Raw genomic sequence first — 22,772 nt, 5'->3', positions numbered from 1 at the left:
AATCATCGCGGTCCAATGAACCGATCAGAATGCCGCGCGGAAGGTGGGGGGCAGAGAACGCTTACTATCGAGACAGATCGAAAAAAGACGACCTTCTATATCGGTGAAAGATACCGACACAACGCAACAAAGGAGGAGTGCTTAGTAAGCTCTCCTCCCACTGAACCTTATATGGACAGTCAGTAATGGCTATGAAGAAATGTCATTCACAATTTCATCAGAATGGTTCCAAATCTGATTACCGTTTCTAGCCGAGATCGAACCGATACCAACGCGATTGAGGAAGTCGTTTTCAACTCGCGTGATCTCGTCCTCACGAAGATTCATAAATTCTATTGCATCATCCGAAATCAACGCCATAAAAGCCGTTTCGGTGATGAAATGTGAAGCCAAAAGTTCTTCGTTAGAAGCTGCATCTAGGAAAAGATCTCTCACGCTTCTGCCGCAATCCCTTGGCAATATTATACGGTTTGCAGGCCGGGACCCCAACGGAGATGCCAGGCCATAGAAAAAGTAAGGAATGTCGCGCGTTTCAGGATCTCGAAGGATGTCAAATCCATTAAGAGTCTCGCCGTTTCGCGGATCAACGGGATGCCGCTCCAAGAGTTGGACAGCCAACGAAGCACGAATACGAGCGCTACGGCGATCAAAAGCCTTAGGTAGCGGTCTGAGCGGACGATCGGCAAAAAAGGCATCAAATTGCTCGCAGTCAAGACTACCATGGGCAAGAAATTTCATTCTTTCTGCCGCTTTTCGGAGATCTGTTGTGTTCGCTCCCGCATACCAGCCATTGAATGAGGTAGTCCAAAACCATTTCCTCAATTGATCAGCGCTTTGCGTTGCGGCGATCTGTGAATTTGAATCGAGACTGAGCATATAGAATGATAGCATTGAGAGTTGTGACGCGTAAGGCAGTAATCGATCCGATTTAAGCCCTATTTCATCATGCAGAAAACGCGCAGACGAGATTAGAGCTTTGTGCGCCTCCTCAACGGCTGGACGAAGGGTCTCATGTGAATCTCTGCTCACGAGCTTTTCGTAGGTGGGCTTCGTGAAATCAAGCCCCGCCGCAAAAAGAACCGATTGCAGGACCGTTTTCCGCTCGGTTTCCCCAAACCCAAAGGTTGATAGATCTTGCAAGATGGCATCGATACTATCAGAAAGATTGAATGCACCCTCCGTTTCATCTCTGAACGACAAAGCGGACACCATTTGATCAGCGGTCATGTCGCGACCACGTTGATTGACGCGGGCAAAGATGTTGACCGCATCATCCAAGGATGCTGATTTCATCACGGTAGCTGGAACTTGATAATCCCTCAGTTTTCGATTGAGGCGATCAGCGCGCTCCAAATAAGTATCCAGCTTATCGTCCGGGAGGTTGGTCGCCAAGTCCCGAGTCAAACGCGCGAAGTCCACCGTTTGAATAACTCTTCGAAGCGGCACTATGGTTGGATTTGAATCCTCGGAACGTCTCTTGAAATGAACGAATTCTTCATTTTCCAGATCATATCCGATCCACCATCTCCACTCGCTCATCGTCTCGCTCGGGAAGTCTGCTGGAAGAGACAAAACACCCACCAAAGTTGCCAGACGCTGGTGCCCATCGACGACATAACTTGTCGTTGAGCGTACTTCTGTTGTCAAATTGATTGGACCAAGCTTTTCCAAGCTTGATACGTCTTGCAATGACGTTTCCCAGATTAGAAGTGATCCAATTGGATATCCATTGAAGATGCTATCAAACAATTCAATCATATCTTCCGGAGACCAAACATAAGGCCGTTGAAACCTCGGAATTCTAAGCTCTCCGGACGCGACGCGATCGATCAACTCGTAAATCGGAATGATCTGCGGGGCGCTGATAGATGACATTGGATCTGGCATTAGACGCTCCTCAGCACCTTTTTGAGTATTTCCTCAACTTCTTCTTTCGCTGAGGTCGATGGGAAAGCCACCAATCCTGTGTTCGGGCGGAACTGTTCCTCAACAAAAATCCGGGACAGGCCCGAACCAAAGCCAGACGAAAGGCAACTCCAAGAGATCTCCGGCACATCTTCATAGAGCGCGCGAAGTGTGGCGGGAATGCCAACGTCGGCTTGAAAATCGGCCTTTGATGCTTCAGTTTTGAAGCCCTTCTTAAGATTGTAGTGCCTGCGCTGCACCTCCGAAAGGTCAAAATAGTTATGAACGCGCGTCTTGTCGGCGCCATCGGTTAAAAAGTTCAGCATGGTCTCTTTGGGAATGTAATTCTCAATAGATCTTGCTTGCAGTTCGTGCACCCATGCTGTGGTCTTACCGCAAGCAGTCACAATCCCATCGTTGGGCGTGTGTCCCGGGAACTCTGCGTCGCTGTCGAGCATGACACCATTCCACAATCGGAGTGCCCTGCTATACGCTCCGTCAGATCTCGGCCACACACCGTCCGAAAAGACTTGAGAGGAAACACTTAGTCCGGTTTTTCCTCCGGCATGCCGAAACTGGAACCGTTGATTTCTGTAAGCGGATAGGAAGCTTTGGTTATTGACAGCTTTCGCCATCCAAAGCAAAAACCCCCCATCATAGACTTCATTCTCAACAATCAGTGAAAATGGCAGGGTCAAGAAATATATCGCTTCTAAGGGGGCAACTCGCGTCACTCGGCTCTCAAAATCAGTCTCGCCACCCGCAGGCGCGGCTTCGTCTACTACCACAAGCGGGTTTTGATCGGTGACAGTGTATGACGTCGAAAGTGCGCCACGCTTTATCAACTCAACCGCTGTTTTTCCCAGATGATGGCCCCAATCGCTCGTCGCTATTTCTTCTATTGAGCCAACGTCGAATGAATGACGTCCGATTTCGATAAACCGAAAAATCACATCGAAGATCGGAAACAGAGCTTGATTGCTTAGCGTTTTTCGATTAATTTTTATCCTCACGATCACCCCCGCGTAGCCGCGCGAATCTCCGCAAGTTCTCGAAAACTTTCTTCAAAAACCCCGTCTGGCCAGTCGCTCGGGTTTCCTTCTTCGTCAAATGTAATTTCCTTTACATCGCCGTTCGGTGCGTCCGCGCTTCGCGAGTGACCGACGGATAGTATCCGAACAAACTCAGGGCTAAGACCTTCGGCTATTCGCCGACGCAAGCGCATGATGATTTCTTCCGAATGGGTTTCCATGATGGTTGCCCCATTGGTTTTTTTGGCCGTCGAGAGATAAAGGTCCGCAATTTCTCCGTGTACCGCTGGGTGAAGGTGTAGTTCGGGCTGTTCTATTATTAAGGTGCTTGAAATCACATCATTTGACCGAGCTACAAAGTTCTGAACGGCAATAGGTAAGACTTGCGAGAACCCAGCGCCGGTCTCCGAAAGTGAGATCGAAAGTTCTTTTCCAACGGGATTAAGGCTGATGCGAGAATAATCTCCATTTTTCACCACGCTCACCCTATGTTCCATTGCGGATTCAAACCAGTCGCTAACAGAACGCAAAAGTGCACCGGAAGACCGCAGCTTATCGTCGCATATTATTTCAATCGCGTTCTCACCTTTCACACCTATTCGATCAAGGTCAGGTCTGGGGCTGCCGATGAAGTGTCCAACTTCAGTGCGAAATGGTCCGAGATAAGAAACAGGAGGTAGCGCGGACTTGAACCCTTCCAGGACCAATTTCATCTCTTCTTTGAGAGCCCCGGTAAACTCTGGCATTAATCCATAAAATCCGTTCAGTTCTTCTGTTCTATCAACCCCTTTGTAATCGCACTTATAAGTTGGCCTTTGCTGCAAAAGCTGATCGTCATCAGAAATCGACGCATGCAGCGATTTCACTCCTTTTTCCAAAATCGAATATTCTTCGAGAATGAGGCGATCTTTTTCTTTTACATACCGTATCTGGGCAAGAAATTCTCTTACATCGTCGCCGTCTTGCACTTCCACGCCAATAATAAAAGGCATAGAAGTTTTCATGTAAGGTATGTCCAAGTATTCAATTGCGTGCCGCACTCCCCAAGTTTCTAGCCGAATAGGTTGGTCGCGCTCACCATTATGCAAGCTATCAGACAATAACATCGGTAGCCGTGATAGCACACTCTTTCCACTTCCGTTTTTACCGATCAAAAGCGTTAATGGCGCTATGCTGAAACGGGCACGATGTCGGAAGTTTCTGTAGCGCTCTACCGTTAGGGATCTTAGTTTTGCCATCGGTCCATTTCTTTCCAACGCGTGACGTTTGGAAGACTTTTCAGCTCCGCTGCGTCAGCTCTTAACTACCTGACTTCTTTCCCATCTTATGTGATATATTATTGCTCTTGAAAAGCCCTCGGCTAGTCCAGGAGGCCTTTGGAGTGGGTGTTTACGTGGGACACCTTCCGTGGCTGCTTCGACGCGAACGGCAGGTTCGTCCCGCGCAGCCAACCTTCACCCTCAGAGGATGCTGCACCGAGCGTCGAATGGCGGGTCTGGTGAATGCCGCAAGGCGGCATCCAGATACCTCGAAGGTCCGCAATGGGCCGGCTACGACGATGCCCGCCTCCCTGCATCTGCCAACGAGGGCGCCGCTGTCGCAGTCAGTAAGGGCTCGAACCGGTCATGCGGCACTGCGGCGTGCCGCCTGGCCACTCCATCGGGGCCGGATGACACGACCGGCCCATTCCTGACTTTCGTGACGTCAGGACGCCGCGCTGCGGCATTCACCGAACCGGTCATTGATGCGCCTCGCAGCTTTGCGAACCGCTGATTTGGGGAAGTGGGGCCTTCAGCGGTGCGATGAGTGCACTTTGGGCATAATGCACTCAGGCAGCTCTTGCCAAACCGCTCACATGGCGGTATTCCATTGGAGTACCGAAAGGAAAATGATGAGCGTTCAAAAGCAGTCCGTCAGCTTTACCGACACAGCCATTGCCTTTGCAAAAGAACTGGTAGAGGCCGGCGAGTATCCCACCGTGAGTGCGGCGGTTTCGGGGGAGTTGGTGAAGGCCAAGGCAGGGCGAGAGCGCGAAAGGCTAGTTCTTGAGGCGGAACTGGAGCGCCGGCTGGCATTGCCGCTCGATCAGTGGGAACCGGTTGGGGATGCCTCAAAGGCTACGGCGGGGGCGCGGGCGCATCTGGCGGCGATGGCTCGCAAGATCTGATGCGCTTTGTTCGACACCCGTTCTTCGAACGGGATCTGATCGGCATCGTCGACCATATCGTTGACGTCACCCAAGGCGACGTCAACGCTGCGCTGCGAAGGCTGGATGAGGTCGACGCAATGCTGGAAGCGATCAAGGACAATCCTGCATCTGGCGTCCGCCTTGGCGGAGCGCTTCATGGATGGCTGGTGCGCCATGGTGGGGCCGGGCACCGCCTGACGATCGTGTACCGGCCGGATCTTGCCGCAGGACGGATATATCTCGCTCTCGCGGCATTCGGTGGGCGAGACTGGATGACCTTGGCGCCGACCCGGAACACGTTCTCGGAATAGTCGTGCTGTGATATGCTGGCTTGTCGGCAAGATGCCGACGATGGGTGGCGCGCGGCGGATCGGAGGATGTGTCATGACCACCGACAACTTGCCCGCCATACGCGCCTGCCGCCCCGCCTGGAACAAGGGCCGCATCGTCGGCCAGAAGCGACCGTTGCAGCCAAAACATGTCTGAGCGATCAGGGTCCGGCTCGAAATCGCCACCAATATCCGCGACCTCGCGCTGTTCAACCTCGCCATCGACAGCAAATTGCGGGGCTGTGACCTTGTGAAACTCAAGGTTGCCGACGTCTATGCCGCCGGCCAAGTCAAGGAGCGTGCCTCGATCATCCAGAGCAAGACCAAGAAGCCGGTTCGTTTCGAGATCACCGAGGGAACGCGCAAATCGATCACGGCCTGGCTCGACGACCCGCTAATGATCGGATCGGAATACCTGTGGCCGGGCCGCTTCCACGAAAGGCTGCACATCTCGACCCGTCAATACGCCCGGCTGGTGCGGGATTGGGTCACGTCGATCGGGCTGGAGCCGACATCCTACGGCACCCATACGATGCGCCGGACCAAGGTTGCGCAGATATACCGCACCCTTTGTGCACCTGATCGGGCCTCCCCCCCTCTTTTTTGCCCACAGGCTGGAGCCCATGCGATGCGCCTTGAGATGGATGCCATCAATTATGATCGTCGTCTGTTCGGTCCGCATGGTGTCCGAGAACCGTGTTTTTTGTGGACACCCTCTGAACCTGTCCGTAAACCTTTGCCGCAACGCGTAATCGGACAACTTGATTTTCGGACGGGTTTGCGGACAACTGGCGAGACCTGGCGCGTTTCTCGCGCTTCTTTGTGATCGGAATGCCATGCCACGGTGTTGTCACGTTAACCGAAGGGTTGGCTGGCAAGGCCGTAAATGAAGGTCTTAGGCGATGCTGGCTGCTACTTTCCACATGCGGAGAGCTTCCATCCGGTGGTAGCGAATGGTCAGGGCGGCGCGTCGGCGAGCTGGAACGGAGAAACAATTGCGGACGGCTGAATGGATGGACACGAAGCGTTGCAGGCCGCCTGGCGAGCGATGACCCTGCATCACGCGCTCTCGCTTTCGGAACGGTAAATGGCTGTTCTCGGCACGATTGTTGAGCCCCTTATGCGACCAGTGATCCAGATCGGGCAGGAGTTCGCGCTTGGCCGCGCCATATGAGCGGAGCTTGTCCGTTATAATCCGCTTGGGAACAGACCCCGCGCGTTTCATCAGCTTGCGCAAAAGCCGTTTGGCGGCCCGTTTGTCCCGCCGGGACTGGAGGATCTCGTCCAGAACAACGCCGCGTTGATCAACGGCGCGCCAGAGCCAGAACGTCTTGCCGGAAATCTTCACCACGACTTCGTCAAGATGCCAGATGTCGCCGGGGCGGCGCTGGCATCGCCGCAAGTTCCTCGCGATCTGCGGCCCGAATTTGGCCGTCCAGCGCCGAACCGTTTCATAGGAGACGTCGATGCCACGTTCGAGCAGCATCTCCTCAACCTCCCGCAGGCTCAGATTGAACCGGACGTACAGCCAGACCGCGTGGGCAATGATCGAAGGCGGGAACCGGTGCCGCTTGTAGCTGATGGAAGGTGTCTGCATCGCCGTGACCTACGTAGCAAACAGCAAGGAGGCAATCGCTACCCGATTAACGTGACAACTCCGTCTGGAGCCTAGGTTGGCTGCAGCGCAACACTCTGTATGTTCTTCGCTAGCCGCCTTTGCGCTACTAGCAGCTATGGTCACCAGCTGAGATCTTACCATGATGATCGGGATGCCCTCGTCATCAGATCTTAGCCGCGACGAAGGCGAAAGCCTCTTTCACGGTCTCAAATACTGCCACACCTTAACCCCCTAACTTTTTTCTCTCGAACACCGCTTGTGTGCCGAGAGCCTACTTAACAGCTGTTAAGTTTTGCCATGCCAGCCGCACGCGATCGGAGTTTAACAGCTGTTAAGCCGCGTTCCGCCGGCCAATCAATGCCATGACCATTGGGCCACAGGAAAACTCGCCTGCCGCAGCTTTGGCAGTCAGAGCTCGCAAGTATCCACCAGGCGATCTTATGTCGGCGAAGCGTTCCAGCATGGCAGCAACGACGATCGACGCTTGCTCCGGACCCATGAACCGCTGTGCTTCTTCCCATGCAGACGCACTAATCCCCATGGCTGGCCGCACATGGCACGCCGCATCGAAAAGCTGATGCCAATGCCGGATCTCACCTTGGTAGAAGGTCTTAAGCGAGGGACATGCCGCGATCACCAGGTGGAGCGGGATCTTTGGCAGGTGTCTTGTGTCCTGTTCATCGACGTCAGCCAAAGGCTCATCCGTGTCCACGTCTGGCACACCCGCCGCCACCCCGCTTTTTTCTAAAGCAGGTTCAAGATCTATAGATTCTTTATTTGAATTATGATGGTGACGCTCAGAACGGGCATCATTGGTGTTCATTTCTTCTGTTTCTGGGCCATCAATGATGTTGCGTGCCTGATCAAGGAGAGCTTCAAGGTCGGCTCGATAGGCCGCGAGGTCCTCAATTGAAAGCTTGCGGCGAAGCGCGCGGGCTGTGAGTGCAGCCTTGTCGCGAAGCTGATCCCAGAAACCTAGGCCGGGTTGTATCTCGTCTCCGAACTCGGCGAGGGCCGCGAGATCGCGTCGCATGAGGCTTACGACCTCTCTCAGGCGCCTGACGCGCTCCTCACCCTCACGTACGGCCTCTGCGGCCCGTGCGATCTCCTCGGACTGACAGTAGAGCGGGGAAAGATCGAAGCCAAAGGCAACGCGATCTTCGCCGTGCTTGCGGACGTAACGCTTCCCATTGGGGCTATCACGCCGCTGGAGCAAGCCAGCCTCGACAAGACGCGCGAGGTGACGACGCATCGTGGAGCAGGGCATACCATTCAGGCGCTCACAGATCGCCTTGTTCGAGGGGAAGACGACCATCTCGGCGTTCCCGCCAAGCGCATCGTCCGGAAAGAAGCTGAGGAGCCCCTGCAAAACCGTCAGATCACGTTCCGAGACCCCAAAGGCCGCTTGCGCCTTGGAGAGCTCGCGCAGGAGTTCCCACTTGTTAACGGGTCTGGCTGGAACAGATGCCTCGGGTCGCTCAATGACGCGCAAATGGGCGTGGGAAATCGGCCGCATAAACGGCGAGATTGGTGTGTACTCCATGAAAATGTCCACGAAGACAAAAAATCTAGGGCCCGCGAATCGCTTTGCGCTTGCGGGGTAGGGGCCAGAACGCTACATTCAGAAGTGCGAAAACTGAGATTTTGTAGCGGGCTGATCCCGGTGCGAAACCTTACAAAGGTCTCGTGAAGCTAGCTTCTCGGGGCCTTTTTCTTTTTGCCTGTATCGTGCCTCCTTCTTGTTGGTTGCTCTTCCTCAGTCTCCTGAACGCTTCCAGCGCTCATGAAGCTCGGTAATCAGCTTTGGGGCGTTGCCCTCCAACCAGCTGATAAAATCAGGTTCATCCGTAGTCAGATCAAGTTTGAGCTGCTTGCCTTGGCGGCCGGTCTTGACCGTCGCAGCTCCAACACCGGGGATGGCCAAAGCAGGCACACCCTTTCTAGACGGGCTTGCTTTCTTCTCTGCGCTCTTCGCAGCTGCCAGAACTGCGAGAAACGCACGCTCAGAAACCTCATCGACCGAGCCGAAACTTTCGGACTTGGCTGCGTGAGCTATGGCTAGCAGCTGGTCCCGATCACCGTCGTAGGCACCCAAAGCCTTTTTGAGCTCTTCCCATCTCGGGCGACCAATCCCAGGAGCTGCACCAATTGCCTGGATGAGATCCTCGCCGACCGTCCGAACGACACTCAAGAGCTGTGAAACCCCAGCTTCGTGGAGGTTAAGGACTTCGGCGACACCACGATTGGTGCGCTCAGCCCCTTCCAAATGGTCGCCGTCTAGAAGCGCCGTCGCTACAAGCGCACGTTCAATAAAGCTCAGATCACGACGCTCTTGGTTCTCGAGAAGCTGATCTCGAAGCGCTTGATCACCTTCAACCTCTGTGACGATGGCTCGAACTTTGATACCGAGTTCGCGACATGCTTCCAAGCGTCTGCGGCCATAGATCAGGTTGTAGCGATCGCCTTCCAGTGGGCGGACCAAGACAGGCACACGCTGACCGTTCTTGGAAATAGAGTTCTTCAGGCCCTCAACTTCAATCTGAAGCCTGTCATCCAACCGTCCTTCGGTAACAATCTGCGCCGGATCGATCTCAAAAACACCGCCACGCAGTCGGCGCCCTTCAAGAGCGTCAGGAGCGTTGCGAAGGGTCTGCAGCGGCAGGCCAAGTTTAGGCTTTCTTGCCATTCCGCCCCCATGTGTTCTGGATGATTTCAGCGATCTCATCGTTCACTGCGTTCATAGATTCGATCGCACGATCAAACGTCTGACGCGTGAAGTCCTTCTTGTCAGCTTCGTAGAGCGTTTGCTTGGTCAAGCCGGCATCAGAAATTGCAGTCGACTCAACCATGTGATTGGTCAGGATCGACCTCCCAAAGAGCCCGCGAATGAAGGCGATGACTTCGGTCTGTGGCGCGTCGCCGACTTTGTATCGCGTTGGCAAGAAGCGAAGCCAATCGAAGCGCAGATTTGCGCCTGCATCCCTGATTACTCCAAGGAGATCCGCAGTCATTCGCAGGAATTGGGACATCGACATAAGGTCAAGCATCTGCGGGTGAACCGTCACGAGCACACCCGAGGACGCGGAAAGTGCTGACATTGTCAAGAAACCAAGTTGCGGCGGACAGTCGATCACAACAACGTCGTAGTTCGCTTCAACACTATCGAGTGCGTCATGAACTCTCGCGAAGAACGCCTTCGCTCCACCTCGCTGGATCGCAGCAGGCGTCTCGTGCTCGAACTCCATGAGTTCAAGGTTGCCCGGGATAAGATCAAGGCCGCGGATGTAGGTCTTACGGATCACTTCGGCGATCGGAACCGGATCGTCATAGCGAACGGCATCATAGAGGGTTCCGCCCTCCATGAGGTCGAGTTCTGGCTGGATTCCGTGAAGCGCCGAAAGAGATGCTTGGGGGTCGAGATCGATCGCAAGAACCCTGTACCCCTTGAGCGCCAAGCGCTGAGCGAGGTGAGCAGACGTCGTCGTTTTGCCGGACCCGCCCTTGAAGTTCACCACTGAAATGACTTGAAGCTCGTCACCGTCGCGACGTCCAGGCACGTAAGTTCCAGACTTTTTTGCGTTTCCTTCAAGCGTCTGTCGGATTTCCCAGATATCGTCGAGCGTATAGCGGCGATGACTTCCAGCCGTCGTCTCGACGTCAACGATCTTTCCTTCTCGATGAAGCTTCCGAAGATAGGTATGGTCGACGCCAAGGAGCTCAGCAGCTTCGCCGCTGGTCAAAGTGCGCATCTCCTTCTTTGCATCTGGTGGGAAGTGTGCAGCGCGCTGAGCATGCAGGTTCGACGCGAGAAGTTCCGCGTAGTGCCCGATGGCGATATCTAGATCCTGTTCTGCTTCGCTCATGTCTGCCCCGATCCGTGGGCGCGTTTTTTATGTGACCGCGCGTTATTTTTCGAGACTATTGCCCGAGCAGCCAGATTCGTGCAAGCACTTTCTAGATTTAGTGGCAATCTGTTAGGCCAACACAAGTGTCGTGTTCAGAGGAGCCCCAACTTTTCCGCACGCTCAAGCAGCATTTTGACCGAAGACGGCTGCCAGCTGGTGCGCCCTCGAGGGGTGCGCTCACGCATCGATTCCAGCCGGTCGCAGATCGCCTGCAGTGTTATTTCGGGGTCCGAGCCTTTGATGGCAGCCACGATAGCCGGCAGGCGGTCATCGGTTTCGCGGCGTCCGGCGCGGCCAAGCACAGCATCTGGTAGAAACCCGTCGCGGACATAGGCTTTCACAGCACGGAGTAGGCGGCTTTGGGTCCAGTGCCGGTCGTGAGGCAGGGGGCCGTTAATGATTCGCAAAACATCTTCCCAGGCCATATCCGGCCGCAGGCGTCGCACGTGGGGCACCCAATCCTGCGCGGTTTCGTTCAGGCGCTCCATGTAGCCGTCCTGTCGTGCCAGCCACACCTTGCGCAGCGCGGCGGGGTCTTTGGTGCGAAGCCCAGGATTGCCACCAACGCGGCCCTTGGCGCGCGCAGAGACAAGCCCGGCCTTCGTGCGCTCACGTATCAGCGCGCGTTCGAACTCCGCCGCGGCGCCCAGAACCTGCAATGTGAATTTTCCTTGAGGGGAGGCGGTGTCGATGGGGTCCTGCAGCGAGCGGAAGAAAGCTCCCTTGGCCTCCAGACGCTCGATCACCTCCAGTAAGTGCGACAGAGACCGCGCAAGCCGGTCGATCCGCACGACGACCAGCGTATCGCCGCTCTGGACGCGTTCGAGCACCCGCGTGAGCACAGGACGCGCGCGATTGCCGCCTGAGGCGTGCTCTTCAAAGATCTCGGCACAGCCCGCCGATTGCAGCGCCTCGGACTGGGGCAGGGGGGTCTGATCCTCTGTGGAAACGCGGGCATAGCCTATCAGGGGCATGAAATCTGGCCGTTTGCAATTTTATGTATCACTAATAAACGACCGTTTGTAAACGAATGCAAGTAGGTGCTTTCTCGTCGTGCTTGTCTACAAGCCCTTGGTTTCCTTGCGCTGAGCGCGATCAGAGAGGATTCACCGGCAGTCGCGCGCGCATACTATATAAAAAACGTCGGCTACCGCCACAAAGTCACTTGGGTAATATGCAAAAGAATTGTATTTTGCACATATGAAGACCCAAGCAACTGCTTTAACATATGATTTCAATGATCCCCTCATCACCATCGAGGAGGATGAAGAAGCTCACGAAGAGGATCTCTGGTTTCTGCCGGGACCACTCGATGAAGAACCAAATGATTTGCCTCCCGGGCCACGGGCAGAACCGCCCGACACTGCTGTCATCGAAGACTGGGCAAAGGCAGAAAGCGTTCAAGCTGCTCGACTGGCACGGGTCGCTGGGCGTCTGGGTGCTCTGGATGACCGACTGCTGCGCGGCCCGGAAGGCTGGCGGCATCGCCTCGCTTTGATAGAGGCAGCGAACCTCAGCTGGTTCGCGGGGGACCGGGTGAGTTCTGATCGTCTGGCGCTCTGGATATCGATGCGGCTTTCGGGCGCACAGGATGACCCTAATGCCCTTGCAAGAGTTGGATGGGCTGTTCGGCGCCTGACAGGCGGTCCCGGACCGGTGGCCGACCTGGCCGCCTTCCTGGATCGCCGCGATCCCGAGAGCATTGAAGACAGCGCTGAGCGTTTCGAAGGTCGCGCGGGCGGATGGCTGGATGTAATGACAGCCGCAGCCGAGCTCCACCCAATCACCAGGGCTTGCATGGGCTTTCATCTCTGGAGTCTGGCGGGCCTCGGACAGCACGGCGACCAGATCGAAGCCGCCGTCACCGCGTCCAGGATCGCGGCCTGCGACGAAGGCGGCGCCGTCTTCGCACCGCTGGCTATGGGCGGGGCAAGGGGGCTGCGCTTCTCGGGTTTGCCAACCGAACGCTTGGCACGCTGGTTGGATGGGATGAACAGCGCAATTCTGACGGCGATGCGAACACTTGACGATATTGAAGCGTGGACGGGTCGGGCAGAAAACGTCATGGCGCAATTGTCTGGCCGCACGCCGCTTGCCTTGCGAAGAACTTTCTCTCAGTGGCCCTTGGTCTCCGCCCCAATGGCTGAGGCGACGACTGGAGCCAGTCGCGCCGCCGTTCAGCGCAATCTGGCGTGGATGGAGGCAAGCGGTTTGATCCGCGAAGTGACCGGGCAGGGGCGCTTTAGGATGTGGAAAGCGACAGGCTGACAGATCGTCCAGTGATGGATGGTAGCATTTTATAAGTGAATACAGTTGCTTGCGGCATCCCCTGTGCAATCTGTGTTCAGGGGGCGATCGTGCGTTGTCGCGCTCTAGCGGGTCTGGCGTTCCGTCTGGCGCCATACGTGCCGCATCCGGACAATCTGGATTGGGTCGAGATTATCGTTAATCAGGAAAGCCTCGACTATGAAGGCACGATGATCCTAGATTACCTGATGCCGCGATGGATGATCTAGGTGATCTATCTGTCCCCGATCATTCCGCCTCCAGCGGTTTCAACCTGTTTGCACATGCGATGATGCGCGTTGACGATTGTGGCAGTGGTCGATACCCTGTTCGTGCTTTATGCGTAGATTTTTTTTTGCTTGCTTGCCGGTCTCGGGACCCAGCACCTCATCTACATCATCGCGCGCAAAAGGTGCGCGCGCGAATGTCCGATGCTCTTCGCTTGAACGCGTCTCAAACCGGCGGGCTGGCCCGGTCACCTTCAAATCCATGCCGATGTCTGGTCTACGGCCCGGGCAGGATTCCGGCCGCGAGCCCGATGAGCAGCGTGGCAAGCACGGTGACCACGACTGTTCCTTGGGTCAGAACTGCGCCCACCTCTGACGGGTGCTCTGTCGAAGAAGTTCGATACATCGGCACCATCAACCGCAGGTAAACTCCAAGTGCCAGCACCGAGTTCAGGACGCCGATGATCGCAAGCCACAGATACCCGGCCTCGACCGCTGCCGAGAGCAGATAAAATTTGCCCACGAAGCCGAAGAGCGGCGGGATGCCGGTCAGTGACAGCAGGAACACCACCATCGCCGCGCCGAGCCACGGACGGGTGCGCCCGAAGCCTTCGAGATCGCCCAGATCGCGCCCGGCCAGCAGGACAACCGCAAAGGCACCGAGGTTCATCGCCACGTAAGCGGCGGCAAAGACCAGAATGCCCGGAACGGCAAAGCCGCTGGCCCCGAGGGCCACGACGCCCATCAGGAAATATCCCGACTGTGCCACCGAGGAATAGGCGATCAGGCGCACAAGGTTGGTCTGCACCAGTGCGGCGAGGTAGCCATAGGTCATTGTCGCCGCCGCGATCACGGCCAGCGCCAGAGGCCAGCCACCGTCACGGGGCAGGTCGCGCAGGACCTGCGCGAACGCGAAAAAGGCGGCCGCCTTGGTGATGACGGACAGGTAGGCCGCGATCGACACGGGCGCCCCCTGATAAGCGTCCGGTGCCCAGAAATGAAACGGCACCAGCGATCCCTTGTAGCCCAGACCGACGATGATGGCGATCAACCCGGCGATGGTCACAAGTGTCTGGCCCTGCAACTGGCCCAGCTCCGAGAACAGGGTCGAGCCGGTGCCGCCGAACCAGAAGGTCAGCCCGTAGATCATCACCGATCCGGTGACCGCGCCGAAGACGAGGTATTTCATCGCTGCCTCGGTGGCCGCATCGTCGCGCGGCCAGGCCACAAGCGCGAAAGAGCCCAGTCCGGTCAGCACAACACCGATCACCACCACCATCATGTCGCCAGCCCCCGACAGCATCAGCGCGCCAAGGGTCACGAGCACGACGAGGGATTGAACGCTGCCTTCGCGCGGGCGACCGGTGATTTCGGCCCGGACGAGCAGCAGGGACAGAGCGGTGCCGGGCAGCAGGATCAGCTTGGCCCAGCCCGAAATCAGGTCTATCCGGTAAGTGCCGCCGAAGACGGTGGCGTCAACGCTCAGCATCGGCAGTGTCAGCAGGGTGGCCGCCGCAAGCCCGGCCAGACCGATGGCCAGCACCAGCCGCGCCGCGCGGAACATCTCGGCGACGATCATCAGCATCGCCGCGGCGGCAAGCGTAAGCTCCGGCGCCAGAAGGGCAAGATCGCGGCCCATCTCCATCAGTTGCCGAGGCCCGTCATGGTGGTGTGGATCATGTCAATCAGCCGGCCGGGTGCGACACCGATCAGAACGGTCAGGACGAGAAGCGGCAGGACCACCAGCTTTTCGCGCCGGTCCAGATCGGGCATGTCGGCCCATTTGTCGTTCATCTCGCCCAGAAACACGCCCGCGATGGCCCGCAGATACAGCGCCGCCGTGACAACGATGGCGAGGATCGCGATCAACCCCCAGGGCATGCCGTTCAGCGTGGCAAGGAAAATCTGGAACTCGGCCGGGAAGTGCGCCAGGCCCGGCAATCCGAGAGAGGCGAAAGCCGACAGGATGAAGGCCCAGCCAAGCCACGGCACACGGCCCAGCAGCCCGCCGAAATCGCCGATTCCGCGGGTATGGGCCCGGTCCTGCAACATGCCCACAAGGAAGAAGAGGGCGCCCGTGACCAGCCCGTGGCTGACCATCTGGAGGGTCGCGCCATCCAAAGCTATGGTCCGGATGCGCGGCTCTGTCGCCAGTGCAGCAATGGCGACGCCCATCACCACGTACCCCATGTGGTTAACGGACGTGTAGGCGATCATCTTCTTTAGGTCGCTCTGCGCCAGTGCCGCGAAGGCCCCGTAAAGCGCGCTGACCACCCCGAAGGCGAGGATCACCTGTCCGGCCTGCGCGAAGGCCTCGGGCGTCATCTGGTAGGCAAAGCGCACCAGCCCGTATGTGCCGAATTTCAGCATCACGCCGGCGAGGATCACGCTGCCCGCCGTGGGCGCCTGCACATGCGCCGCCGGAAGCCAGGTGTGGACCGGGAAGGCCGGGATCTTGACCGCGAAGGTCACGAGCATTGCAATCAGCGCCAGCATGGCGGGAAGCCCGCCCAGTGTGGTACCTTCGACCCAGACACGCATGTCGAAGGTACCTGAGCCGAGGTAAAGCCCGATGATCGCCAGCAGGAGGGGCAACGAGCCCACAAGCGTATAGAGGAAGAACATGAGCGCAGCCCGTTGCCGCTCTTCATAGCCCCAGCCTGCGATCATGAAATACATGCCCACCAGTGAGACCTCGAAGAAGACATAGAAGAGCAGGCCGTCAAGCGCCATGAAGGTGCCGAGCGACGCGGTTTCCAGCATCAGCATCAGCACCACATAGGAGGCCGCCCGCTCCCCGATCCGCGCCGAATACAACGCCGACAGAAGAAACAGAAGCGAGGTCAGCAGCACAAGCGGCAGGCTCAACCCGTCCACGCCCAGTCGGTAGGCTGCGCCAATGGCCGGGATCCAGGCGATTTCCTCGACCTGGGCAAAATCTCCGGCCACGATGCCCCGCGCCCAGATCCCCAGCGTGATGAGGAAGACGGCCCCCGTCGCGGCGATGGACACCGTGTGTGCCTTTTTCGTGGAGCGGTCGGGCAGCGCCATAAGCGCGAGACCGGCAAGGATGGGCAGGAAGGTGGCAATGGTCAGAAGCGGCATGAGCGCGATCCTCAGAAGAAAAGCGGGGCGGCGAGGAGTACGCCGGTGACAAGGGCGATTCCGGCGACGGTCATCGCCATTTCGCGGTGGATAAGGCCGCTTTGCAGGCGGCGGGCGCGGGTGCCGAGGGCGACTGTGCGATCGACAAGGCCAAAGATTGCGCGGTCGATGGTGTCACGGTCGGTGCGCAGGCTGATCTGTCCGAGAGACAGGTTCAGCCTGCCAACCGCGTTGACCAGCGCCAGAAGCCAGTATTCGGCGCGCTCGATCCGGTGTGACAGCGCTTGTGCGCCTGTGACGATGCCGCCCAGCACGACACGGCGGATGATCCAGCTATCCAGACGGTCGCACAGCCGCGCCAGGGCCAGCGCCGGGCGGACCACGAGGGCGTCCAAACCCCCTGCAATTGGAAACCCATCCCGCGCAGGTGCAAGCAGCGGACCCAGAAGGCGGGCGGGGGCCAGCAGCCAGCCAAGCGCCAGCCCGGCCAGACCCACCGCCAGCCCCATGGCCGGGACGATCCAGCCGGGCTCGGCCAGATGCGCGCCCAGCATCGCCTCCAGCGGTTTGAAAACAAGGCCGAGCGTGGCGGCGAGTGCCACGAGAACGCCCATGCCGACGGCCATAAGCGGCACTGGATCGTGGGGCTTCTCCGGCGTGCCGGACCACAGCACCTTCAATGCCCGGCCCATATAAGCCCCGGTCAGCACCGACCCGGCAAGGGCCAGCGGCAGCAACCACGCGGCAGAGGGGCTATCGAGAGCCGCGGCGAGTATTGCGTCCTTGGAATAGAAGGCAGCGAGCGGTGGCAGCCCGGCCAGCGCCAGAGCTGCCACGGCAAAGCCCGCAAAGATGCCGGGCCGGGTGCGACCTGCGCCCGCAAGCGTGTCAAGATCCGTGCTCTCGCGGTCGTGCTGGAAGACGCCGGCGCCAAGGAACAGCGCCGACTTGATCGCCGCATGGGCGATCAGGTGCAGAAGGGCGGCGATGGGAACCCCGGCCCCCACCGCGATCAGCATCAGCCCGTACTGGCTGGCGGTTGAGGCGGCGAGCAGACGCTTGAGGTCCGTTGCGGCCAGTGCCATTAGCCCGGCAATCACCGCCGTCGCCCCGCCGACAATCCCGATTGCCAGAAGCGCGCCGCCAGGCAACATCGGTGCGGTCCGGATCAGCAGGATCGCCCCCGCCGCTACCAGCGTGGCCGAGTGGAGCAGGGCAGACACCGGCGTTGGTCCCGCCATCGCCCGCATCAGCCAGTCCTGCATCGGCACCTGCGCCGACTTGCCCATCGCCGCGAACAAGAGCAGCAGGCCCGCGATCAGCGCCGGGGTGCCGGTGGTGGCAAGCGTGGCCGATATCTCGGAGGTTCCGGCGATACCGATCAGCAGGAAGGCCGCGAGGTAGAGGCCCAGATCGGCCGTCCGGGTATAGAGGAACGCCCTCATGGCCGCCCCGGGCACTCCGTTGCGTCCGTGCCAAAACCCGATCAGAAGGTAAGAGGCGAAACCGATCATTTCCCACGCCGCCAGAAGTGTGATCCAGTCGCCCGACAGCACCAGAAGTTGCATCGCGGCCACGAACATCAGCATGGTGCCGAAAAAGCGGGGGCGTTCCGGATCCTGCGCCATGTAGCCCGCCGCATAGGTCAGGACCATGGCCGCGACGGTCGCGACGACCAGCGCCAGCGTTGCCGTCAGCGGGCTGGCCACCAACCGGATCGGCAGGTCCGGCAGGAAAGGCAGACTGGCCGTGATATCCGTACCGCCCGCCACCCCGGCGAACAGCGCAATTGCCCCGGCAAGGCCCAGGGCTGCGCCGATTAGCGCAATCGCCTCCGGCGCCCGCCGCAGCGCAAGGGCCGTCAGGCCCGCGCCCAGGGGCGCGAGGATCGTCAGCGCCAGCCAGATCACCCCTTGAGCTCCCGCGCTTCTTCCATCTCGACCGACCCGCGCGAGCGGAACCGCGCGATGGCGATGCCGAAACCCACGGCCATCTCGACCGCCATCACCGCCATGACAATTAGCACGAACATCTTCGCCGCGGTCACATCGGGGTGCAGATAGCGCCAGAACGCCACGAGATTGAGCAGTGCCGCGGCAAGGATCAGCTCGACCCCCATGATGATCATGACAAGGTTGGTCTGGCTGAGCGCGCCATAGAGACCAACGCCGAAAAGCGCCGCACCGACGCTGAGCGCGATCATGAGCTCGGGGATCATGGGGTGTCCTCCTCTTGCGGGGCGATGGCGACCATGGTCGCGGCGATCATCGCGGTCAGGATCATCAGCGCCGCGCTTTCAAAGATGAACATCGAGCGTCCGAGGATTTCGCGTCCCAGCAAGCGCGCCTGTTCATCGGCCCCGGGCACGTCGGGCACGGGGCCTTGCCAGCCGGCGGTCCAGATCACCACAAGCGCGGCAACCAAGCCAATCCCGCCTGCCCAGAGCGACAGGCGTTTCTGGTGTGTCATGTCCATCTTGCCCATGCCGCCGGGGTCCATCATGAACATGACCATGAAGATCGCCATGACGCTCATCTCGGTGGCCATCATCATGATCTGGAGCACGCCCAGGAACTCGGCTTGCATGACAAGGAACATCGCCCCGATGGCGGTCTGACTGAAGAGGAGCGCGATGGCCGAACGCACCATGGAATGCGTGCGAAAGACGACGATCCCGAACCAGATCGCGGCAACACCGAAAAACGCGAGAAACAGGGCGGTGGCAAGGCTCATATCGGCACCACGAGGGCGATGACGCCCACAAGGAAGATATTGGCCAGCGCCAGGGTGATGCCGAGCTTCCAGCTCAGTTCAAGATACTTCGCCTCGCGCAGGCGCGGCAGTCTGGATCCGAGCGCAAGCATCCCTGCTGCCACGGCGAGCGTCTTGAGCGCAGTCCAAACCCAGCCCGGCAGCCACGGGCCAAGCCAGCCTCCAAGGTAGAAAGTGACGGTTGCGCTGGCCAGTGCGACGATGATCACAAGCCGTGCCAGCCGCAGGACGGCCAGCCGCGCGCCGGTGTATTCGGCCTCGACTCCACCCGCCAGATCGCCGCCGCCGGTGGGCAGGTCGATGGGCGGCAGCCAGGCGACACCCATCGCCGCGATGACGAACAGGACGAAGCCGATGGGCTGATAGGCGACGTTCCACAGCGCCGCCTGAGACAGGACGATCTGGGTGGTGGAGAGCGACTCCGCCCGCATCGCCACTGCCGTTATGGGCATCACGATCAGCATGGCATAGGCGATGAACTGGCCCAGAAAGCGCCAGCCGCCGATCATCCCATAAGCTCCGTTTGGCCCCCAGCCCGCCATGATAAGGGCAACCAGTACATAGGCCAGCGCGGCGTTCAGAAACAACGCGCCAATGGCCAGATCGGTAATGATCAGCCCCGGCGCCAGCGGGATCACCGCCACCGACAGCAATCCCGCGACCAGCAGTAGGACCGGGCCGGATTCGAAGAAGAGCCGGTCGGGCGTGCGGGGCATGATCTGTTCACGGCCCAAAAGAGCAAGTGCCGAAGTCGCCGGGCGTGTCAGGCTCAGGCGTCCGTGAACCGCCCAGCTTTCCAGAACGGCCACTGCGTAGCAGCCGACAGCAAGCGCCAAAAGGATCATCGCGATACTCATTGTGACGCGCTCCAGGGATCAAGATCGAGCGAGGCGATTGCGGTCAGTGCGTCGGCAAGTTCCATCTGCTTTATCAGGTCGGGCACATGCGCAGCGAGTGCCGCGAAAGGTGTGGTCAGATGGGTCGAGGAAACCATGCCACCCTTCAATGTCAGGTGCAGGGTTGCCGGTCCGCGCGGTGTTTCCAGTGTGGCCATGCCATGGCCGTCGCCTTTTGCACGCGGCATCACTGGTATCGCAATCGCGCCCGCCTCGGCTATCAGATCAAGGCTTTGCGCAATCTCCGCACAGCGTTGGCGTAGCCGCGCCATCGCGTCGCCTTCATCCTGCGTGATCGGTTCGAAACCTAATTCGTCGTAGACCCCGTCGCCGTGTCTGGCATCGGACGCATGGCCCGCCGCACGTGCCACAGGACCTTCCGATGCTCCCTGAAGCGTCCCGATCCCGGTCAGTTTTGGTCCCATAAGTGATCGGTTGAGTGCAACGTGCAGAAGGCTCGTTATAGAGGTTGCTTGCTCTGCCACCTCATCCGCTTTAGCCGTCCGGACGCGGTGTTCCATGGCCGCCGCCCGGCGCCCCAGCGGTGCAAGGCCCGCTTGTCGAGCCAACCCGGCAAGCCAGTTGAGATGGCTTGCGATCCTTTCGCGTTCAACCGCCGCGGCGCGCGCCGTCAGCACGTCTTTCGGCGCGGTCTGCCCTGTTGCAGCTTCGGCAGCGCGGCAGGCCAGTTCGCGCATCGCCACAGGTGACAGGGGCACCGCGTCTGCAAGACTTGCAGCAAAGTCTTCGAGAGCAACGCCTGATGGCAGCGCTGCCGCCTCCATCCCTCTGATCTCGGCGCCCGCGACGCTGTCTCCATCGAGGGTCAGAACCATATGCAGTCCGCTTGGCAGACCCGGGAAGAATGGGCCGAATGGAGCGTCTATCCATTCCATCACCAACCCGTCGGGGCTGACCGGTTTGCCTTCCGTCAGCTCGACCATGGACATGAAATGTGGCTCGATCCCCGGGATGTCGGGCGCTGCGCCGTGGCCTGCGTGGCCATGATGCTCGCTATGCGCATCCTGCTGCCCGTGTGCGCCATGCGCAGCGTGCCCCCCTTGGCCCTCTTGGGCTGGCGTGTGCGCGTGGTGCTTGTGACTGCCATGTCCACTCTGCGCGTGGCCTCCGGCCTCGGCCTGCGGAACGAGGTCCATGCCGCATTTGGGGCAGGAACCCGGTGTCTCGGAGGTCACCTCGGGGTGCATCGGGCAGGTGTAGGGGCCTGTCGGCTCCGAGGCCGGTTTGGCGTGATGGCCGTGGCCGTGATGCGCATGATGACCTTGGTGCGCGTGCTCTCCGGCCTCGGCCTGAGGGACGAGGTCCATGCCGCATTTGGGGCAGGAGCCGGGCGTGTCGGAGGTGACCTCTGGGTGCATGGGGCAAACATAGGAAGTGGACGCCTCGGCGCTGGTCACAGCATCCGCGTGATGATGGGCCTTTTCTGCTTGCGTAGAACCCGTGGACGATTTCTCATGGCCCTCATGGCCCTCATGGCCCTCATGGCCCTCATGGCCCTCATGGCCCTCATGGCCCTCATGGCCCTCATGGCCCTCATGGCCCTCATGGCCCTCATGGCCCTCATGGCCGTGCGACGCCGCGCCGGAAACGCGGCGTTCCACAAGGAACATCCCGCATTTCGGGCATTTGCCGGGTTCGTCCGAAACGACTTCGGGATGCATGGGGCAGGTGTATTCGATCCGCTCCGACAGGGCAGGCGCATCAAACTCCGTGATGTCTGGTGCAAAAGCCCCATTGCGGAGCAGTTTGCGCAGATCCTCCAGTCCGGAGATCAGGCCCGCCTGCGACATCTCCGCCGTCACGTCGGCAGTGGGCAGAGGGCCAAGATCGACCTCACCAAGCGCCAGAATGCACCGGGGTCGCGGCATCTGGGCCCAGACGACGCTGGCCGCATCGGCCAGCGCAGTGGGCAAGGGCCCCGCGATCAGCAAGACGTTCGCGTGGCGCGGCGTCACCGCGCGGATCAGCCCTGCGGCGTCCAGATCGAGACCACGGGCATTTGCGACATCCTCACCGGGAACAACGAACGCGCGCAAGTCCCGCGCCATGGCCCCGGCGACCAACCCGCGGAAACCGCGCAACAGACCCTGACGTGCTCCGGACAAATCCATCATTGCCGCCTCAGCGCGCCCTGGCTCCATCCATAGAGCAGGCCGAGAAACAGGATTGCGAGAAAGACACCCATGTCGAGCAGGGCAACCAGCCCCTCTTCACGGTAGACGACCGCCCAAGGGTACATGAACGCCATCTCCATATCGAAGGCCAGAAACAATAGCGCATAGCCGTAATACTTGGCGTGGTATCGGACCCAGACCGGATCGCGGGCCAGCGTGCCGGCGGTTGCGGGCACGTCCTTGGCGGGTTCGGCACGGGCCCGCCCGATCGCACGGGCGAGGGCATAGATGCTCAGGACCAGCCCGACCGTGCCGAACGTCAGGCCGAGCAGAATGGCGTATTGCGTCAGTTCACTCATGTCCGCACTGGCTCCT

At 59.2% G+C, this 22,772-nt stretch carries 21 protein-coding genes and 1 pseudogene; 5 read left to right on the top strand and 17 right to left on the bottom strand.

What is annotated here, in order from left to right; genetic code table 11:
* Positions 1-189: 189 nt before the first annotated feature.
* The 3 genes from ACFSCT_RS18175 to ACFSCT_RS18165 are packed head-to-tail and all read right to left on the bottom strand — an operon-like array spanning position 190 to position 4,174.
* Positions 190-1,887, bottom strand: coding sequence for a DUF262 domain-containing protein (locus tag ACFSCT_RS18175; protein ID WP_379145137.1), 1,698 nt, complete (start codon positions 1,885-1,887; stop codon positions 190-192).
* The gene (locus tag ACFSCT_RS18170) at positions 1,887-2,918 is read right to left on the bottom strand and encodes a hypothetical protein (protein ID WP_379145135.1); all 1,032 of its coding nucleotides are present in this window, start codon (positions 2,916-2,918) and stop codon (positions 1,887-1,889) included. The genes ACFSCT_RS18175 and ACFSCT_RS18170 overlap by 1 nt, the downstream gene beginning before the upstream one ends.
* A 2-nt stretch (positions 2,919-2,920) precedes the next feature.
* Complete coding sequence (locus ACFSCT_RS18165) at positions 2,921-4,174, bottom strand: AAA family ATPase (protein ID WP_379145134.1); 1,254 nt, start codon at positions 4,172-4,174, stop codon at positions 2,921-2,923.
* 653 nt (positions 4,175-4,827) lie between these two features.
* Here ACFSCT_RS18165 and ACFSCT_RS18160 point away from each other — a divergent pair.
* The 3 genes and pseudogenes from ACFSCT_RS18160 to ACFSCT_RS18150 form a co-directional block, all read left to right on the top strand.
* Complete coding sequence (locus tag ACFSCT_RS18160; RefSeq protein WP_147101183.1) at positions 4,828-5,103, top strand: hypothetical protein; 276 nt, start codon at positions 4,828-4,830, stop codon at positions 5,101-5,103.
* A complete protein-coding gene (locus ACFSCT_RS18155) occupies positions 5,103-5,435 on the top strand; it encodes a type II toxin-antitoxin system RelE/ParE family toxin (RefSeq protein ID WP_147101181.1) in 333 nt (110 codons plus the stop codon). Before ACFSCT_RS18160 ends, ACFSCT_RS18155 begins: the two co-directional genes overlap by 1 nt.
* A gap of 178 nt (positions 5,436-5,613) precedes the next feature.
* A pseudogene (locus ACFSCT_RS18150) lies at positions 5,614-6,018 on the top strand (tyrosine-type recombinase/integrase); the annotation flags it as partial.
* 330 nt (positions 6,019-6,348) lie between these two features.
* On the opposite strand, the gene ACFSCT_RS18145 reads toward ACFSCT_RS18150, so the two are convergent.
* From ACFSCT_RS18145 to ACFSCT_RS18125, 5 genes are all read right to left on the bottom strand, one after another.
* Positions 6,349-7,050, bottom strand: a complete 702-nt coding sequence (locus ACFSCT_RS18145) for an IS6 family transposase (RefSeq protein WP_271073590.1) — start codon at positions 7,048-7,050, stop codon at positions 6,349-6,351.
* Positions 7,051-7,402: 352 nt separating this feature from the next.
* Positions 7,403-8,614, bottom strand: a complete 1,212-nt coding sequence (gene repC, locus ACFSCT_RS18140; protein ID WP_379145132.1) for a plasmid replication protein RepC — start codon at positions 8,612-8,614, stop codon at positions 7,403-7,405.
* 213 nt (positions 8,615-8,827) lie between these two features.
* Complete coding sequence (gene repB, locus ACFSCT_RS18135; RefSeq protein ID WP_379145129.1) at positions 8,828-9,757, bottom strand: plasmid partitioning protein RepB; 930 nt, start codon at positions 9,755-9,757, stop codon at positions 8,828-8,830.
* Entirely contained in the window at positions 9,741-10,934 is a 1,194-nt protein-coding gene (repA, locus tag ACFSCT_RS18130) for a plasmid partitioning protein RepA (RefSeq protein ID WP_271073587.1), read from the bottom strand. The genes repB and repA overlap by 17 nt, the downstream gene beginning before the upstream one ends.
* Before the next feature lie 134 nt (positions 10,935-11,068).
* Complete coding sequence (locus tag ACFSCT_RS18125) at positions 11,069-11,950, bottom strand: recombinase family protein (RefSeq protein ID WP_090525067.1); 882 nt, start codon at positions 11,948-11,950, stop codon at positions 11,069-11,071.
* A 226-nt stretch (positions 11,951-12,176) separates the two neighbouring features.
* On the opposite strand from ACFSCT_RS18125, the gene ACFSCT_RS18120 reads away from it, so the two are divergent.
* Both ACFSCT_RS18120 and ACFSCT_RS18115 read left to right on the top strand, forming a co-directional pair.
* A complete protein-coding gene (locus ACFSCT_RS18120) occupies positions 12,177-13,244 on the top strand; it encodes a hypothetical protein (RefSeq protein ID WP_112312787.1) in 1,068 nt (355 codons plus the stop codon).
* An 89-nt stretch (positions 13,245-13,333) separates the two neighbouring features.
* Entirely contained in the window at positions 13,334-13,492 is a 159-nt protein-coding gene (locus ACFSCT_RS18115; RefSeq protein WP_168175262.1) for a hypothetical protein, read from the top strand.
* Positions 13,493-13,531: 39 nt separating this feature from the next.
* On the opposite strand, the gene ACFSCT_RS18110 is transcribed toward ACFSCT_RS18115, so the two are convergent.
* Genes ACFSCT_RS18110 through ACFSCT_RS18070 form a run of 9 tightly spaced genes read right to left on the bottom strand, consistent with a single transcriptional unit; the run spans position 13,532 to position 22,756 of the window.
* On the bottom strand, positions 13,532-13,753 hold the full coding sequence (locus ACFSCT_RS18110) for a hypothetical protein (RefSeq protein WP_271118269.1): 222 nt from the start codon (positions 13,751-13,753) through the stop codon (positions 13,532-13,534).
* 13 nt (positions 13,754-13,766) lie between these two features.
* Positions 13,767-15,128, bottom strand: coding sequence for an NADH-quinone oxidoreductase subunit N (locus tag ACFSCT_RS18105; protein ID WP_078523489.1), 1,362 nt, complete (start codon positions 15,126-15,128; stop codon positions 13,767-13,769).
* Positions 15,129-15,133: 5 nt separating this feature from the next.
* Entirely contained in the window at positions 15,134-16,594 is a 1,461-nt protein-coding gene (locus ACFSCT_RS18100; protein WP_379145124.1) for a complex I subunit 4 family protein, read from the bottom strand.
* 11 nt (positions 16,595-16,605) lie between these two features.
* Entirely contained in the window at positions 16,606-18,504 is a 1,899-nt protein-coding gene (locus ACFSCT_RS18095) for an NADH-quinone oxidoreductase subunit 5 family protein (protein ID WP_216034233.1), read from the bottom strand.
* Entirely contained in the window at positions 18,501-18,812 is a 312-nt protein-coding gene (gene nuoK, locus ACFSCT_RS18090; RefSeq protein WP_050532696.1) for an NADH-quinone oxidoreductase subunit NuoK, read from the bottom strand. The genes ACFSCT_RS18095 and nuoK overlap by 4 nt, the downstream gene beginning before the upstream one ends.
* Positions 18,809-19,327, bottom strand: coding sequence for an NADH-quinone oxidoreductase subunit J family protein (locus ACFSCT_RS18085; RefSeq protein ID WP_078523484.1), 519 nt, complete (start codon positions 19,325-19,327; stop codon positions 18,809-18,811). The genes nuoK and ACFSCT_RS18085 overlap by 4 nt, the downstream gene beginning before the upstream one ends.
* Positions 19,324-20,223, bottom strand: coding sequence for a complex I subunit 1/NuoH family protein (locus tag ACFSCT_RS18080; RefSeq protein WP_043847419.1), 900 nt, complete (start codon positions 20,221-20,223; stop codon positions 19,324-19,326). The genes ACFSCT_RS18085 and ACFSCT_RS18080 overlap by 4 nt, the downstream gene beginning before the upstream one ends.
* On the bottom strand, positions 20,220-22,397 hold the full coding sequence (locus tag ACFSCT_RS18075; protein ID WP_379145120.1) for a heavy metal-binding domain-containing protein: 2,178 nt from the start codon (positions 22,395-22,397) through the stop codon (positions 20,220-20,222). Before ACFSCT_RS18075 ends, ACFSCT_RS18080 begins: the two co-directional genes overlap by 4 nt.
* Positions 22,394-22,756: an NADH-quinone oxidoreductase subunit A gene (locus tag ACFSCT_RS18070; protein WP_043847423.1), complete on the bottom strand. Its 363-nt coding sequence runs from the start codon at positions 22,754-22,756 to the stop codon at positions 22,394-22,396. Before ACFSCT_RS18070 ends, ACFSCT_RS18075 begins: the two co-directional genes overlap by 4 nt.
* Between the last annotated feature and the right edge of the window lie 16 nt (positions 22,757-22,772).

Source organism: Paracoccus pacificus, from assembly GCF_042680785.1.
In the GTDB taxonomy this organism is placed as follows: Bacteria; Pseudomonadota; Alphaproteobacteria; order Rhodobacterales; family Rhodobacteraceae; genus Paracoccus; species Paracoccus pacificus.
The sequence above is the reverse complement of the archived record's forward strand: the minus strand, read 5'-3'. Positions and strand labels throughout refer to the sequence as shown.